The sequence below is a fragment of the Achromobacter sp. genome (genome assembly GCF_032113835.1).
GTDB lineage: Bacteria > Pseudomonadota > Gammaproteobacteria > Burkholderiales > Burkholderiaceae_B > Achromobacter.
Map to the genome: position 1 here is coordinate 1 of NZ_DAMCTG010000118.1, position 13,873 is coordinate 13,873.

General features: G+C 65.2%; 20 protein-coding genes. 11 read left to right on the forward strand and 9 right to left on the reverse strand.

Features of this window, described 5'->3' with window-relative positions; all coding sequences use genetic code 11:
• The first annotated feature begins 155 nt into the window (after positions 1–155).
• The 7 genes from RT697_RS25050 (at position 156) to RT697_RS25080 (ending at position 4,732) form a co-directional block, all read left to right on the forward strand.
• Positions 156–590 (forward strand): gamma-glutamylcyclotransferase family protein, encoded by a 435-nt coding sequence (locus tag RT697_RS25050; RefSeq protein WP_313702370.1) that lies wholly within the window; start codon positions 156–158, stop codon positions 588–590.
• A gap of 97 nt (positions 591–687) precedes the next feature.
• On the forward strand, positions 688–1,416 hold the full coding sequence (fnr, locus tag RT697_RS25055; protein ID WP_313702371.1) for a fumarate/nitrate reduction transcriptional regulator Fnr: 729 nt from the start codon (positions 688–690) through the stop codon (positions 1,414–1,416).
• Between the two features lie 14 nt (positions 1,417–1,430).
• Positions 1,431–2,609 carry a hypothetical protein gene (locus RT697_RS25060; protein WP_313702372.1) on the forward strand — a complete coding sequence of 393 codons (1,179 nt, stop codon included), beginning with the start codon at positions 1,431–1,433 and terminating at the stop codon, positions 2,607–2,609.
• A gap of 74 nt (positions 2,610–2,683) precedes the next feature.
• A complete protein-coding gene (locus RT697_RS25065) occupies positions 2,684–3,121 on the forward strand; it encodes a metalloregulator ArsR/SmtB family transcription factor (RefSeq protein ID WP_313702373.1) in 438 nt (145 codons plus the stop codon).
• Positions 3,022–3,471: an SRPBCC domain-containing protein gene (locus RT697_RS25070; RefSeq protein ID WP_313702374.1), complete on the forward strand. Its 450-nt coding sequence runs from the start codon at positions 3,022–3,024 to the stop codon at positions 3,469–3,471. The genes RT697_RS25065 and RT697_RS25070 overlap by 100 nt, the downstream gene beginning before the upstream one ends.
• Positions 3,472–3,549: 78 nt before the next feature.
• Complete coding sequence (locus RT697_RS25075; RefSeq protein ID WP_313702375.1) at positions 3,550–4,251, forward strand: thioredoxin family protein; 702 nt, start codon at positions 3,550–3,552, stop codon at positions 4,249–4,251.
• Positions 4,202–4,732 (forward strand): hypothetical protein, encoded by a 531-nt coding sequence (locus tag RT697_RS25080; protein ID WP_313702376.1) that lies wholly within the window; start codon positions 4,202–4,204, stop codon positions 4,730–4,732. Before RT697_RS25075 ends, RT697_RS25080 begins: the two co-directional genes overlap by 50 nt.
• On the opposite strand, the gene RT697_RS25085 is transcribed toward RT697_RS25080, so the two are convergent.
• The 7 genes from RT697_RS25085 to RT697_RS25115 form a co-directional block, all read right to left on the reverse strand.
• Entirely contained in the window at positions 4,713–5,045 is a 333-nt protein-coding gene (locus RT697_RS25085; protein WP_313702377.1) for a 2Fe-2S iron-sulfur cluster-binding protein, read from the reverse strand. The two genes, RT697_RS25080 and RT697_RS25085, sit on opposite strands and share 20 nt — an antisense overlap.
• Before the next feature lie 24 nt (positions 5,046–5,069).
• Positions 5,070–5,657 carry an NUDIX hydrolase gene (locus RT697_RS25090; protein WP_313702378.1) on the reverse strand — a complete coding sequence of 196 codons (588 nt, stop codon included), beginning with the start codon at positions 5,655–5,657 and terminating at the stop codon, positions 5,070–5,072.
• Between the two features lie 88 nt (positions 5,658–5,745).
• Positions 5,746–6,999 (reverse strand): Hsp70 family protein, encoded by a 1,254-nt coding sequence (locus tag RT697_RS25095; protein WP_313702379.1) that lies wholly within the window; start codon positions 6,997–6,999, stop codon positions 5,746–5,748.
• Between the two features lie 75 nt (positions 7,000–7,074).
• On the reverse strand, positions 7,075–7,398 hold the full coding sequence (locus RT697_RS25100; protein WP_313702380.1) for a hypothetical protein: 324 nt from the start codon (positions 7,396–7,398) through the stop codon (positions 7,075–7,077).
• Positions 7,399–7,538: 140 nt separating this feature from the next.
• Positions 7,539–7,787, reverse strand: a complete 249-nt coding sequence (locus RT697_RS25105; protein ID WP_313702388.1) for a DUF3820 family protein — start codon at positions 7,785–7,787, stop codon at positions 7,539–7,541.
• A 5-nt stretch (positions 7,788–7,792) separates the two neighbouring features.
• Positions 7,793–8,341, reverse strand: coding sequence for a cysteine hydrolase family protein (locus RT697_RS25110; protein ID WP_313702381.1), 549 nt, complete (start codon positions 8,339–8,341; stop codon positions 7,793–7,795).
• Positions 8,342–8,350: 9 nt separating this feature from the next.
• A complete protein-coding gene (locus RT697_RS25115; protein WP_313702382.1) occupies positions 8,351–8,830 on the reverse strand; it encodes an OsmC family protein in 480 nt (159 codons plus the stop codon).
• Between the two features lie 296 nt (positions 8,831–9,126).
• Between RT697_RS25115 and RT697_RS25120 the strand changes: the two genes are divergently transcribed.
• Entirely contained in the window at positions 9,127–9,552 is a 426-nt protein-coding gene (locus tag RT697_RS25120; RefSeq protein WP_056566734.1) for a copper resistance protein NlpE, read from the forward strand.
• Between the two features lie 82 nt (positions 9,553–9,634).
• Entirely contained in the window at positions 9,635–10,384 is a 750-nt protein-coding gene (locus RT697_RS25125; RefSeq protein WP_313702383.1) for an ABC transporter substrate-binding protein, read from the forward strand.
• A 78-nt stretch (positions 10,385–10,462) separates the two neighbouring features.
• Here the strand turns inward: RT697_RS25125 and RT697_RS25130 are convergent, their stop codons facing one another.
• Complete coding sequence (locus RT697_RS25130; protein ID WP_313702384.1) at positions 10,463–10,795, reverse strand: FmdB family zinc ribbon protein; 333 nt, start codon at positions 10,793–10,795, stop codon at positions 10,463–10,465.
• A gap of 9 nt (positions 10,796–10,804) precedes the next feature.
• Positions 10,805–12,034, reverse strand: coding sequence for a formamidase (gene fmdA / locus RT697_RS25135; RefSeq protein WP_313702385.1), 1,230 nt, complete (start codon positions 12,032–12,034; stop codon positions 10,805–10,807).
• Positions 12,035–12,328: 294 nt separating this feature from the next.
• On the opposite strand from fmdA, the gene RT697_RS25140 reads away from it, so the two are divergent.
• Together RT697_RS25140 and RT697_RS25145 are read left to right on the forward strand one after the other, a co-directional pair.
• Positions 12,329–13,030: a hypothetical protein gene (locus RT697_RS25140; RefSeq protein ID WP_313702386.1), complete on the forward strand. Its 702-nt coding sequence runs from the start codon at positions 12,329–12,331 to the stop codon at positions 13,028–13,030.
• A gap of 42 nt (positions 13,031–13,072) precedes the next feature.
• Positions 13,073–13,735 (forward strand): SOS response-associated peptidase, encoded by a 663-nt coding sequence (locus tag RT697_RS25145; RefSeq protein WP_313702387.1) that lies wholly within the window; start codon positions 13,073–13,075, stop codon positions 13,733–13,735.
• The last annotated feature ends 138 nt before the right edge of the window (positions 13,736–13,873 follow it).

The following is a 13,873-nucleotide window of genomic DNA, read 5'->3' on the forward strand; positions in this document are numbered from 1 at the left end:
AGTTTGTCGAATCGCATAATGGTCGTATTGGCTTGTGGGGAGCCTGACCGATCCGTGCCGGCTGGCTCGATAACCTGAATATGTGGCCGGATGGGACAATTTCAACACCCGGTGCCCCTCATGGTCTTCTTCGACGTGCACCAGCAAACAGAGCAATGAGCATATACGTTTTTGTGTACGGCACCCTACGCGCCGGCGAAATCAACGACCTCGCCCGGGCCGCCGCGGCGCGCGGCTTGCCGGCCGCCAGCCACGTCGGCCCGGCCAGCGTGCCGGGCATGCTGGTCGATTTCGGCAACTGGCCCGGCCTGATCCCCGTGAACGACGGACGACGCGTGCGTGGCGACGTCTACCGGGTGGATCCGGCGCTGATCGCCCTGCTCGACGAGATCGAGGAATACGAGCCCGGCAAGCCCGGCTGCTTTATGCGCCAGACGATTTCCGCCCGCCTGGAAGGCCCTGGCGCGACCGGTCTGCTGCCCTGCGAGTACTATCCGATCGACCCCGCGCTTCGGGCCGCCGCGGTCGATATCGCCGGGGACGACTGGATCGCTCACCGCCTGTCCAGGACAAAGCAGGACGCCCGGTAAGACACCCGTAGTAACAACGGACTACAATAGACGCCTGTCTCGTGCTTCACACCCGTTCCGGCGCCCGCCGTGCAATGGGCACTCTAAAGGTCATCGTATGCAAAAACGGGTCCCCATTGCCCCTGATGCCGCCCACTGTTCCACGTGCATGCTGGGTCACGTCTGCGTTCCCGTGGGCATGGCAGCCGCCGAAGTCGAAAAGCTGGACGAACTGGTCAAAGAGCGCGTCCGCGTGGAAAAAGGCAAGACGCTCTTTTCGCTGGATCATCCGCTCGACGCCGTCTATGGCGTGCGCTTCGGCAGCTTGAAAACGCAACTTGAAGACGCCACCGGCCAGATCCAGATCACCGGCTTCCATCTGCCCGGCGAGATCGTCGGCATGGACGGCATGCTGGACGGCAAGCACGTGTCGGCCGCCGTGGCCCTCGAAGATTCCGAGGTCTGCGTCATCCGCCTGAACGAAGTCGATCGCGTCGCGTCGCACCTGCCGTCGCTGCAACAGCAATTCCGCCGCCTCATGAGCCGCGAGATCACCCGCTCGCATCAGATGCTGGCTTCGCTGGGCTCCATGCGTTCGGAACAGCGCCTGGCCGCGTTCCTCCTGAACCTCTCGCAGCGCTATGCGTCGCTGGGCTATTCGTCCACCGAGTTCGTGCTGCGCATGAGCCGCGAAGAAATCGGCAACTACCTGGGCCTGACGCTGGAAACGGTAAGCCGTCTTTTCTCGCGTTTTGCCCGCGACGGCCTCATCAAGATCAACCAGCGCGAAGTCCGCATCCTGGACCTGCCTGCGCTCAAGCAACTGCTGGGACACGAAAGCTGCTGAGCGGTCGCCGCGCCATGCGCCGCGCGCCTGCCACATCCTTGTCCCGCACCGCACTGGCGGCATCGCTGGCCCTCGCCACCGTCGTCGCCGTGCTGGCCTGCGCCGCCGCGCGCGCGCAGACGCCGCTGCCGGATCCCTACGACTACGACGAAGCCACGCCCGCGCCCAAGCGCGCGGCGCCGCTGCGCTGGCAGGCCGTTGAACTGGGCCGCCCCGGCAGCCGGTACAAGATGCCGGTCTACGCCAACCGGGATCTGACCAAGGACGACCTGCGCGGCATCAAGCAGGTGCTCATCGTCATCCACGGCGTCAAGCGCGACGCCGACAACTACTACGAAACCGCCGCCGCGCTGGTCGCCGCCGACCCGGCGCGCGCGGGCGACACGCTGGTGCTTGCCCCGCGGTTTTCCGGCTCGATCGATTCGGGATTCGCGGGCATGGCCGCCTGGCGCAAGGCAAGCTGGGAAGACGGCCAGGAAAGCGTGCAGGCCACCGGCCGGCCCGCCCCCGTCACCTCGTTCCAGGTCCTGGACGACCTGCTGCGCAGCCTGGACGACCGCAAGCGACTGCCAGCCCTGACCGGCCTCGTGCTGGCCGGGCATTCGGCCGGCGCCCAACTGGTGCACCGGTATGCGGTGCTGAACAACCTGGATGGCGTCCTGCGCCGCGACGGCCTGGCGGTGCGCTACGTCGTCGCCAACCCCTCCTCCTACCTGTACCTGACCAACGAGCGGCCACGCGCCGACGGCAAGGGCTACGCGCCCTACGAGCGCGGCATCTGCCCGACCTACAACCAGTACAAGTACGGCACCGACAAACTGCCCGCCTACGCCCGCGAATCCGATGACTCGCGCCTCTTCGTGCGCTACGCCGCGCGCGATGTGGTCTACCTGCTGGGCGGCGCGGACAACAATCCCGAGCACCGGCTGCTGGACAAGGCCTGCGGCGCCGAAGCCCAGGGCGCCACCCGGTTGGCGCGCGGCACCGGCTACGTCCAGTACGAGCACGTTCTGGCCGGCCGGGGCGCCAAGCCCGTCCCCCTGCGTCACGCCGCCTTCGAGGTTGGCGGCGTCGGCCACGACGGCAAGCGCATGTTCGGCTCGATCTGCGGCGTGCGGGCGCTGCTGGGCGCCGACGCCCAGGCCAGCACCACCGCCGCCGCCTGCGACATCATCAAGCCGCGCGGCAAATAAGCCCCCAAACCCTAGGGAAATTCCCGAGCCATCCGGCTTGACTCGCGTTTGCGGCAGGTCTAAAACTTAACCTTATGGTTAAGTTAAATGATGACGCTCTCGATGCCATCTTCTCTGCGCTGGCGGATGGCACCCGCCGCCGGGTGCTGGCGGACCTGGAACAGGGCTCGGCCTCGGTCAGCACGCTGGCCCAGCCCCACGCCATGTCCCTGCCCGCCTTCATGAAACACCTGCGGGTCTTGGAAGACGCCGGCCTCATCGCACGCGTCAAGGACGGGCGGGTGGTGAGCTGCACGCTGTCTCCCGAACCCATGCGCGCCGCCGCTGGCTGGCTGGCACGCTACGAAAGGTTTTGGACCGGCCAACTGGATTCGCTGGCGCGGTATCTCTATCACGAAGAGGAAATCCATCCATGGAAAACCGAATCTCCCCCCTCGAGCTGCGGCTCCAGCGACGCTTCGACGCCCCCGTCGAACGCGTCTGGCGAGCCTGGACCGACCCGCAAGCGCTGATGCGCTGGTTCGGCCCGGCGGGCACGCAACGCGTGCTGCTGGCAGAAACCGACGTGCGTGTGGGCGGCGCCTATGAAGTCGGCTTCATCACCGCGGACGGCGGGGAGCACCACGCCAGCGGCCACTATCGGGAAGTCACGCTCCATCGCCGCCTGGTGTTCACCTGGGCGTGGCGCGACACGCCGCAGGAAGCCTCCCTGATCACGTTGGACTTCACCGCGGCGGACGCCGGCACCGAGCTTGCCTTCCTGCAGACGCCATTCGTCGACGAGGCCACCCGTGACGGCCACGAGGATGGCTGGTCCGGCGCCATGGACCGCCTGGCGGATCACCTGGCCGGCAAGGCCTGAAGCTGCCGCCCCGGATCCGTACTCCGGATCTGTCATTGATCCCGGGTCAAAGCGCCCGGCTCGCAAAGGAGACGTACGATGCAAACCGATCATCCCGTCGTATCCCGCCACGAATGGCACATTGCACGCGAGGCGCTGTTGCGGCGCGAGAAGGAACTGACCCACGCCTCAGACGCCCTGGCATGCGACCGCATGGCGCTGCCGTGGGTCCGGATGGACAAGGCCTACACATTCGAAGGCGCGCACGGCATGCAAGGCCTGGACGCCCTGTTCCACGGCAGGCGCCAGCTCATCGTCTACCACTTCATGTTCAGTCCAGACTGGGAGGACGGGTGCGTGGGCTGCTCGCTCCTGGCCGATCACCTGGACAGCGCGCTCATGCACCTGCGGCACCACGACGTATCCGTGGTGGCCGTCTCGCGCGCGCCGTATGCCCAGCTGGCCGCCTTCAAGGCCCGCATGGGCTGGAAGTTCGACTGGTACTCGTCAGCGGACAGCGACTTCAATTTCGACTTCGAAGCGTCGGTGCCGCAGGCGGATGGCGCGGTCGAGGAACGTCCGGGCGCCAGCGCCTTCTTCCGTGATCCCGACGGCGAGATCTTCCACACGTACTCGGCCTTCGAACGCGGCGTGGAGCGCCTGGCGGGCGCCTACAACTACCTCGACATCGCGCCACTGGGCCGCAACGAAAACGGCCCGTATTTCGACGTGCGCGACTGGGTGCGCCACCATGACCGATACGGCGACGCCCCGCGCCAAGCCTGCCACGGCCACAGCTAGGCCGCAGGCCACGGCCGGCATGGCGGGCCTGTGGCTGGCATGCCTGGCAGCCATGGGCGCCGGACTGCTGGTGGACACGTGGCGCACGCCCGCCGCGCTGTTGGCCAGCGAGTGCGGCGCGCCAGGAACGCTGGCGCAACTGGCGTGGCGGCACGTGGTGCTGATGCCGGTCAGCTCTGCCGCGATGGCGGTGGCGGCGCTGCTGCCTTGGTCGCTGCTGCCTTGGTCGCTGCTGACCCGGGCTCGATTGCCTGCGCCACGATTGCCATGGCCCCATCTGCAAGGCGGCAAAACGCCGCTGGCAAGCCGAGTGCTGTGCCTGGTCCTCATGGCCATCGGAATGGTGCTGGGCGCGCGCCTGGGCGTTCAGACGGCGCAGGCGCTGGGTACCGCGCCTTTTTGGGGAATGGTGCTGGGCATGGCCGCCGGCATGGCTGCGACCCTGTTGCCCGTAGCCGCGGTCAGCGCCTGGCGCCGGTAAGCGGGCGGACGGCAGGCGGCGCGGCCTCGATCAACGCGGCGCCGGGCGCCTGGATTTCCAGCGCCGACGTCGCCTGCGCCACGCACGGCAGGATCCAGCCCTCTTCCTTCTCGTCGCGCGACAGGCCGGGCCATTCGATGCCGTACACGACCGAACCGTCGACCATCAGGCACATGCAGGCGCGGCAGGTGCCGTTGCGGCACGAACTGGGCAGCTTGATGCCCGCCGCCTGCGCCGCCAGCAGCACGGACGTGCCGGCCGGCGCGTCAAAGCGCAGGCCCGAGGGCTGGACAAGAACCGGGTGCGAGCACATCGGTGTCAGGCTGCCGGACGCCGCTCAGGCGGCGTTGTCCTGCCAGTCCAGCTTCCAGGCGCCGGACAGCACGTTCTGCATCCACAGCACGCAGGTCAGCGTCTTGGCGTCGGTGACCTCGCCCTGACTGCAAGCTGCGAGCACCTCCTCCGGACGCTTGCTGATGACGTCCAGGAATTCGTCCTGGTCGAGCTGGCGTTCGCCTGCCCGCAGACCGCGCGCAAAGAAGATGTGAATGATTTCCGTGGAATAGGCGATAGCCAGGTGCAAGGCGCCCGCGTGGGCCCATTGGCCGGCCGTATAGCCCGTTTCCTCCAGCAATTCACGCTTGGCGCACACCAGCGGATCCTCGCCCGGATCCAGCTTGCCCGCCGGAAACTCCGTCATCACGCGGCCGATGGGATACCGGAACTGACGCTCCAGCAGAACGCTGCCGTCATCGAGCAGCGGAATCACCACCACCGCGCCCGGGTGCACCACGTATTCGCGGATGCCGGTATGGCCGTTCGGCAGGCTGACGGTATCGCGGCGGATCTTCAGAAAGCTGCCGTCGTAAGGCGCCTCGCTTTCGAGCAGCGTTTCGACGAGATGGGTATCGGCGGGTCGGGTCATGAGGACGTCTGGATCAGGGACTGGGAAGGACAGCGGCGGGCCGTTGCCGGCACGCCTGGCAGCTTACCACCGCCCCGCCGGCGGCCGGTCAGCCGAACTTGCGTGCGGCGTCCAGCGCCAGACCGGCCCCGATGCTGCCGAACAGGTCGCCTTCCACGCTACGCGCCCCCGGCACCAGCCGGGACACGCTTTCGCGCAAGCGCGGCACGCGGCTGGATCCGCCCGTGAAGAACACGGTGTCCACGTCCGCCGTCGACACGCCCGCATCGCGCAGCAACTGGCCCACGGTGGTCTCGACCTTGTCGATCAAGCGTCCGACGGACGCGTCGAACGACGGGCGCGTCACGTCGACGCCCAGATCCGGTGCGATACGCGACAGGTCGATGCGCGCGGCGGGCGCGTCGGACAACGCGATCTTGGCTTCTTCCACCTGCACCGCCACCCAGTGGCCCGCGCGCTCCTTCACCAGGTTCAGCAGCAAGTCGATCTTCTGGCGGTCGCCGGCCTCGGCTCGGATATAGGCAAAATGCTCGGCCGCCTTGCGCGTGTAGGCCTGGTTGATGGTGTGCCAGCAGGCCAGGTTGCCGTATTGCGTCGATGGCACGTCCTTGCCGCTGCGCAACTGGCTGCCCAGGCCCAACAGCGGCATCACGTGCGCCAGGCTCAATTGCTTGTCGAAATCCACCCCGCCGATGTGCACGCCGCCATAAGCCAGGATGTCGTCGCGACGGTCCGGCTTGGCCGCGCGGTCAGGCCCCAGCCGGATCAGCGAAAAGTCCGACGTACCCCCGCCGATGTCGATCACCAGCACCAGTTCCTCGCGGCTGATCTGCGACTCGTAATGAAAGGCGGCCGCCATCGGCTCGAACTGGAACTCGATGTCGGTAAACCCGACGCTGCGCGCGATCTCTTCCAGCGTGTCTTGCGCCGTCTGGTCAGACGCGGGATGGTCGTCCACGAAAAACACCGGACGGCCCAGCACGGCGCGGGTAAAGCCGCGCCCGGCGGCGGTCTCGGCGCGCGCCTTCAATTCGGCGATGAAGCGCGTCAGCAGCACACGGAAGGGAATGGAACGGCCTTGCACTTCCGTCGAGCCGTCGATGAGCGAGCTGCCCAACAGACTCTTCATCGAGCGCATCAGGCGCCCGTCGTAGCCCGCCAGGTAGTCGGAGATGGCCGCGCGGCCATAGCTGACCTCGGCGTCCTCGTCGTGGAAGAAGATGGCCGACGGCAAGGTGGTCTTGCCGTCCTCCAGCGCCAGGAGCGCATGTTGGTCGGGACGGCTCCAGCCGACGGTGGAATTGGAGGTGCCGAAGTCGACGCCGCAGGCGGTGGAAATCATGGGAATTCAGGCGCTTAGAGCAAAACGGCGGACAAGTGTACCCGCTCTGGCTCCGGCCCTGGAATCCCCGGGGGCTTATTGCTGCTGGCGGCGCTGCTGCAGTTCGCGCAGACATTGCTCGACACCGGCCTGCATCTGCGCATTCGACGTGGCCGCGCGGTCCGACACCGTACGGCAGCGCTGGAACTCGGCCTGGCTTTGGGGCGTGTCGCGGATCGGGGGGGGCGGCGGGGCTTCGGGCGTCACCGTCATGCGCAGCGTCGAAGGTGGCGACAGGCTGCCCTGCGCCGAGGGAAACTGCATTTCCTGCGTGGCGCCCGGCGCAACGTTCTGGGCCTGAGCAGCGCCCGCCGCGCAAAGGGCGGCAAACAGGAAAGCGGAGACGTGTTTTTTGTTCATGGCGACCTCTGTTCGATGAGTCAGCGCCCGGGCCGAGGGCCGGGCGCACCGCCTAATCGTATCCCCGGTGGATGGCCGGCGTCGTGCCAAGACGCTACATCATCCCCACCAGTTGTTTCCTGCGGTTTCCGCGGCTCGACTCAGGACGCGCTGCGGGTCGCGCCCCGGGTCGGTTCCCGGCCCTTGCGCAACGGATCAAGCAGCGACGACAACCCGTTGTGATCAAGTTCGTGCATCAACGCCAGCAGGCGGCCCAGCTCTCCCGGCGGAAAGCCCTTGCGCGCGAACCACGCCAGATACGGCCCAGGCAGGTCGGCAATCGACCTGCCCTTGTACTTGCCAAACGGCATGTCGCGCGTCACCAGCAGGGCCAGCAGTTCGGGATCCATCACGTTCATCGCGACGCGCCGCCGGCGAAAAGGTCAGCGGCCGGCACAGCCGCGATCTTCACGCCGAAGCTGGAAATGGCCGGCAGCGTGGCGTTGTGATGCGCCCGGATCTGCGCGCCATCCGCATGCGGCTTGTCGTGCGTGGTGTGCGCGTCGGCAGCCAGCGTGACCGCCAGGCCCAGACCCGCCGCGCGCCGCACGGAGGTATCCACGCAGAACTCGGTGGCGTACCCGCACACGACCAGATGCGTGACGCCCCGATCCGCCAGCACCTGCGCCAACTCCGTGCGCAGAAACGAGTCTGGCGTCGTCTTGCGGACGCGGATGTCGGCCGGAGCTGTCGCGAGGCGCGTGTCCAGGTCCCATCCCGGCTCGCCATGCGCCAGATCGGACCCGGGGCTTTCGTGCTGCACATAAACAACTGGCGCACCCGCCGCACGGGCGCGCTCGGCCAAGGCATTGATGCGGGCAAGCACCTGCGCGGCCTCGAACGGCGGCGGCGAGGTTTCGAACAACGCGCGTTGCACGTCGATCACGATCAGGGCGGATGTCATGGAGCGGGGTCAGGTGGAGGGCTGAATCACAATGCGCGGCTCGCACCGTACCGGAAAATTCACTGAATTGGCAATGAAGCAGAAATGGTGCGCACGTTCGTGAAGCTGTTCCGCCAGCGCGGCGTCGCAGCCTGCGCCGATGGTGACCTGAGGCCGCAGCGTCACCGATGCAAACGCGCCGCCGCGTTCAGGATCTTCCCGCATGACGCCTTCGGCCTCGTCCCGATAGGCCTGCACGGTTATCCCTTCGACCGCACACAGGTGCAGATACCAGAGCTTGTGGCACGCCGACAGCGAGGCCACCAGCAGGTCTTCGGGATTCCAGCGGGCGGCATCGCCGCGGAACGCGGGGTCCGACGATCCCGGCACGTCGGGCTTGCCCGCAGCCTGGATGAGGTGGTCGCGGGAATAGGCCGCGTAGCCGGCCGTGCCGGCGCCGGTGTTGCCGGTCCATTCGACGGTGACGCTGTAATGGTGTTCGCCTTTCATGCTGTGGTCCTGTTGCCTTATGGTCCTGTCGCCTTGCGGCGCTGTCGCCTCGTGGCCCTGCCGCTTTGTGGTCCTGTCGCAGCACCGGCCGCCCATTGCCGCCTCACGCGCAAGGAAGGCCGAGCTTAGCGCACGCCCGGCCCCGCCGGTTGGACGTTTTTGACACGCATCGGCCTTACATCCCGTTTCAGCATGGGCCCGTTACTGTCCGTATCGTGAAGACGCGTCTGACCATCTGGCCGTCAGTCACATCTGGCCGTCAGTCAATAAGTCAGTCCGTCACACAGGAGCTCGCCATGATGAAAACCACCCTGACCTGCACCCTGAGTCTTGCGCTGCTCGCCGGCTGCGCCCCGTCAAAGCCCATCACCGCCCGATCCGTGCCGGTGGACCACCACACCTCCCGCGACTCCCTTGACTGGCCCGGCAGCTACGAAGGCACCCTGCCCTGCGCCGACTGCCCCGGCATCCGCGCCCGGCTGACGCTGATGAAGGATGGCCGCTACGAAAAGCTGACGCAGTACCTGGACCGCCAGCCGCAGCCCGAAATCGTGTCGGGCACCTTCAGTTGGGAGTCCGACGGCAGCACGATCCGGTTGGATGCCGCGGGCGATAGCCAGCGTTACTTCGTCGGCGAAAACCAGGTGACGATGCTCTACCGCGACGGCACGCGTCCCACCGGCCCGCTCGCGGCGCATTACGTGCTGCGCCGCGTGCAATAAGCCATCGCGCCGCCGCCGGCTTTAGGGCTATCCTCTGGCATCGACCGCGCCCGGCGGCGCGTCCCATTCCAGCAAGGAAGCCATGAAGACCGATCACGAAATGCTGTCTGCCTTCGCCCCCACGGGCGTGCTGCGCGCGTCCATCAACCTGGGCAATCCCATCCTCGCCAACACCGATCCCGCCACCGGCCAGCCCGGCGGCGTGTCGGTGGATCTGGCCACGGAACTGGCGCGCCGGCTCGACGTGAAGCTGGAACTCGTGGTCTTCAAATCCGCCGGTGAATCCGTCAACGCCGTTGCCGCCGAACAGGCCGACGTCGGCTTCTTCGCGATCGACCCGCTGCGTGGCGAGCAGATCGCCTTCACCGCACCGTATGTGGTCATCGAAGGCGCCTACCTGGTGCGTCAGGACTCGCCCATCCGCAGCATGGACGAGGTCGACCGTCCCGGCCAGCGCATCGTGGTCGGCAAGGGCAGCGCCTATGACCTGTACCTGACACGCGAACTCAAGCAGGCCGAGATCTTCCGCGCCCCCACCTCGCCCGCCGTCGTCGACACCTTCATGCAGGAAAACATGGAGGTCGCCGCCGGCGTGAAGCAGCAGCTTGAAGCGGACGCGCAACGCCTGGGCGGGCTGCGCCTTCTGGACGGTCACTTCATGCTGATCCGCCAGGCGATGGGCGTGCCCAAGAGCCGCGGCGGCAAGGCCAGCGCCTACCTGGCCGCTTATGTCGAGGCCATGAAAAAATCCGGGTTTGTCGCCGAGGCGCTGGCCCGCCACAAAATCCAGGGCGCCGCGGTGGCGCCGCTGGAAGCGGCAGCGCAGGAATAGCTTCGAGCTTTTTCGCGGCGACATGCCGCATCGCCGGCCGGGCGTCTGCATACACGGACCCGGCCGACGGCGATTCAGCTAGTGACTGATCATCCAGGGCCTAGCGCCCGCGAATGACTTTGCGCCATCTGCCGACGTTCGCGTTCGGCCCCGCGATCGCGCACTGCCGCAGCACCCGCAGTTCATGCCGTGCCCTGCACGCGTGCTGCGCGGCTCGTTCGCGCTGCGCTCGTTCGCCGCGTGCGCCCGGTTCACGGCCGAGGACAACGCCGACACCGCCGGCGCACCGCCCACGGTCCGATCCGACAACGCCCCGCACTGCGGACAAGCCGCCGGATCCCGCCACTGCGCCAACGGCCGCAACGCGGCAAACGCCCCGCAATCCGCGCACGCATAGTCATACATGGGCATCGTCGTCTCCTAAAGATCGCGCGACAGCGGCATGTCCACGTCGCCCTTGATGTGCTTGACGGGACCGCTGGCAGACGGCTGGATGTCGAAGTCGAAGATCTCGGTAGGCAGCCAGAGCGTGGCGCACGAATTGGGAATGTCGACCACGCCGCTGATGTGCCCCTGCACCGGCGCGCACCCCAGCAGCGAATAAGCCTGCGCGCCCGAGTAGCCGAACTTCTTCAGGTACTCGATGGCGTTAAGGCACGCTTGCCGGTAAGCCACATTCACGTCCAGATAATGCTGCTTGCCCGCTTCGTCGACGGAAATGCCCTCGAAAATCAAAAAGTCCTTGTAGGCCGGCGTGATCGGGCTGGGCTTGAAGATGGGGTTGCGGATCGCATACTTGTCCATGCCGCCCTTGATCAGCGACACGCGCATGTGCACCCAGCCGGCCATTTCGATCGCGCCGCAAAACGTGATCTCGCCGTCGCCCTGCGAAAAATGCAGATCGCCCACCGACAGCCCGCCGCCCTTCACATACACCGGAAAGAACACCCGCGCCCCGCGCGACAGATCCTTGATGTCGCAATTGCCGCCATGCTCGCGCGGCGGAACCGTGCGCGCGCCCTCGCCTGCTGCACGATCACGATCGGCGCCCTGCAACGCCCCCATGTGCGCGGTCTTGGGCGCAGGCGGATTGGCCAGCGGCGGCACGCGATCCGGATTGGTATCGATCAGCGCCTGCTCGCGCCGGTTCCACTCATCCAGCAGCTTTCTGTCCGGCAGGCAGCCGATGAGCCCCGGATGAATCAAGCCTGCGAAATTGACCCCAGGAATGTGCCGCGACGACGTGAACATGCCATGAAAATCCCAGATGGATTTCTGCGCGTGCGGAAAATGATCGGTCAGAAACCCGCCGCCATTGTTGCGGCTGAAAAATCCATTGAATCCCCACAGACTGTCCGCCTTGGCGCCGATATCGAGCAAATCGACGACCAGCAGATCACCCGGCTCGGCGCCTTCCACGCCCACGGGCCCGGACAGAAAATGCACGGTAGACAAATCTACGTCCCGCACGTCGTCGGCGCTGTCGTCATTCTTGATGGCGCCGCCCGTCCAGTCATAGGTTTCCAGAATGAAATCGTCCCCCGGTTTCACCCACACCGCCATCGGAATATCCGGATGCCAGCGGTTGTGGATCTGCTTGTTTTCGTAGGGGGACTGTTCCAGATCGACACTGATAAGCGTATTGGTCATTCTCTTTCATCTCCGTTGTAAAGCGTTGATAAAACAGAAGATTTGACCGTTGGCTGTCTAAAAAGAAGCGGCAGCTTAGGCTTCGTAAGCCATTGATCTATAAGGCACGGTAGGACAGTTTTAGACAACGGTAAACTGGCTTTTTGCCCAGTGTCCTGGATCCGACTTTAAGTTCCGACCCCACAGGCCAATGGGCCGCAGGATCTATAGGCCATCGCATGTCATCGGAGTGGACTGTTCCATCTATGGGGCAAGAGTTATGCTCCAGCAAGTCCACATACAAATACGACAGCTATGGACCCCAACTCTATCGAAGCGCTTCGGCAGATAATGGTCGAAGCCAATCACAATGCCCTCGTAGGAGCTTGGTGGTTCTGGATGGCTGCCCTTGCTCTCCCGGCTGTATCAGCATGGTTGGGCGCATATTTTCGGAAGCGGGGCGAGAACGCTGCCATCCTTCAAGACTTGGAATTGCTAAAGAAGCAGATCGAAGAGACCACCAAAATTACCGAGCAAATTAAGACGCAAGTTGGATTTGAGGATTGGTGGAACAAGGAGTCGATCACGATCCGCCGGCAACAGCTAGAGAGAATTAGCTTGAGCCTATATCGCGCGGACAATGACGTCCATGTCTGGTGGTTGAAAGTGGCGATAGATCGAGATGCACCATTTATACCGACGCCCGACGCAAACTTATTTGAGGTTCGTTCCATGGTGGCGCTCTATCATCCCGAACTGAAGAGCGTGTACGACTCGTTCGAAATCGCTTGGATGAAGCACATCGAACTTGGCAACGACTTTGCAACGCGCCTATCAAAAGCGGACAACTTGAGAAAGCTAGCCGCAGTCAATAAGGACCAGGAGGCAAAGTACGACGAACTGTCGACCGAAATTGCTGAGGCGCTCGCTGCGTTCGAAAAAGCGATTGCGCGAGCGATGGCCACATTACTGGCTCCCAGTGGCAAGGCGCGCATCCCTCGCCGCTCTGCCTCCTGAGCACTAACTTTTTGCAAATCTCTCATCCGTTAAGGGTGCCTAATGTGCAGCCACTACCAGACCTTGAAAGACGCCGAGTTGCTGCTCAAGAAGTTCGGCGTGACTCGGCCGGGCGTGCTGGGCAAGTACGACATGTGGCCGAGGTATCAAGGCATCTTCGTCCGCCGGCCGCCGGAGCATGACGCCGGCGACGAGGCCGTGCCCGGCATCGAAGCCGTGACGGGACGCTGGGGCCTGATATCCGGTTCCACCCGGCCGGACACTCTGCCTAGCGCTGAGAAGCTGTCCACCTTCAATGCCCGAGACGACCGCGTCGCCAACGCCTTCACCTTCCGCAACGCCTGGCGCCGGGCGCAGCACTGCATCATCCCCGCCGATGCCATCTTCGAACCTGATTGGCGATCCGGTAAGGCCGTCGCCACGCGATTCACCCGGACAGACGGCGCGCCGCTTGGCGTGGCCGGACTGTGGGACCGCTACCGCGACGCGACCGGCCAATGGCACGAGAGCTACACGATGCTCACCATCAACGCGGACAACGATCCCCTCTTCCGCGACTACCACCAACCCCACAAAGAAAAACGCATGGTGGTGATCCTTCCCGAGGGCGCCTATGGCGACTGGCTGACCGCCAGCGCGGATCAAAGCCGCGAATTCCTTGTACCGTTCCCCTCCGACAAGCTAGTCGCCACACCGATGACCTGACCCCGTTTCTGCTGCAATATACTGTATATCCACACAGTTTTATCGCAGCAGAATCATGCTTTGCTCAGTCGTCCGCACCCACTATCTCGGCCAGAAGCGCCGCGACAATGACCCCGCGCCAGCCGTGACCGGCACGGT

Coding starts and splice junctions, on each gene's coding strand:
- RT697_RS25145 (WP_313702387.1), top strand. CDS start 13,073: ATGTGCAGCCACTACCAGACCTTGAAAGACGCCGAGTTGCTGCTCAAG.
- RT697_RS25130 (WP_313702384.1), bottom strand. CDS start 10,795: ATGCCCATGTATGACTATGCGTGCGCGGATTGCGGGGCGTTTGCCGCG.
- RT697_RS25075 (WP_313702375.1), top strand. CDS start 3,550: ATGCAAACCGATCATCCCGTCGTATCCCGCCACGAATGGCACATTGCA.
- RT697_RS25060 (WP_313702372.1), top strand. CDS start 1,431: ATGCGCCGCGCGCCTGCCACATCCTTGTCCCGCACCGCACTGGCGGCA.
- RT697_RS25120 (WP_056566734.1), top strand. CDS start 9,127: ATGATGAAAACCACCCTGACCTGCACCCTGAGTCTTGCGCTGCTCGCC.
- RT697_RS25080 (WP_313702376.1), top strand. CDS start 4,202: ATGACCGATACGGCGACGCCCCGCGCCAAGCCTGCCACGGCCACAGCT.
- RT697_RS25140 (WP_313702386.1), top strand. CDS start 12,329: ATGGACCCCAACTCTATCGAAGCGCTTCGGCAGATAATGGTCGAAGCC.
- RT697_RS25125 (WP_313702383.1), top strand. CDS start 9,635: ATGAAGACCGATCACGAAATGCTGTCTGCCTTCGCCCCCACGGGCGTG.
- RT697_RS25090 (WP_313702378.1), bottom strand. CDS start 5,657: ATGACCCGACCCGCCGATACCCATCTCGTCGAAACGCTGCTCGAAAGC.
- RT697_RS25115 (WP_313702382.1), bottom strand. CDS start 8,830: ATGAAAGGCGAACACCATTACAGCGTCACCGTCGAATGGACCGGCAAC.
- RT697_RS25100 (WP_313702380.1), bottom strand. CDS start 7,398: ATGAACAAAAAACACGTCTCCGCTTTCCTGTTTGCCGCCCTTTGCGCG.
- RT697_RS25105 (WP_313702388.1), bottom strand. CDS start 7,787: ATGGATCCCGAACTGCTGGCCCTGCTGGTGACGCGCGACATGCCGTTT.
- RT697_RS25095 (WP_313702379.1), bottom strand. CDS start 6,999: ATGATTTCCACCGCCTGCGGCGTCGACTTCGGCACCTCCAATTCCACC.
- RT697_RS25110 (WP_313702381.1), bottom strand. CDS start 8,341: ATGACATCCGCCCTGATCGTGATCGACGTGCAACGCGCGTTGTTCGAA.
- RT697_RS25050 (WP_313702370.1), top strand. CDS start 156: ATGAGCATATACGTTTTTGTGTACGGCACCCTACGCGCCGGCGAAATC.
- fnr (WP_313702371.1), top strand. CDS start 688: ATGCAAAAACGGGTCCCCATTGCCCCTGATGCCGCCCACTGTTCCACG.
- fmdA (WP_313702385.1), bottom strand. CDS start 12,034: ATGACCAATACGCTTATCAGTGTCGATCTGGAACAGTCCCCCTACGAA.
- RT697_RS25070 (WP_313702374.1), top strand. CDS start 3,022: ATGGAAAACCGAATCTCCCCCCTCGAGCTGCGGCTCCAGCGACGCTTC.
- RT697_RS25065 (WP_313702373.1), top strand. CDS start 2,684: ATGGTTAAGTTAAATGATGACGCTCTCGATGCCATCTTCTCTGCGCTG.
- RT697_RS25085 (WP_313702377.1), bottom strand. CDS start 5,045: ATGTGCTCGCACCCGGTTCTTGTCCAGCCCTCGGGCCTGCGCTTTGAC.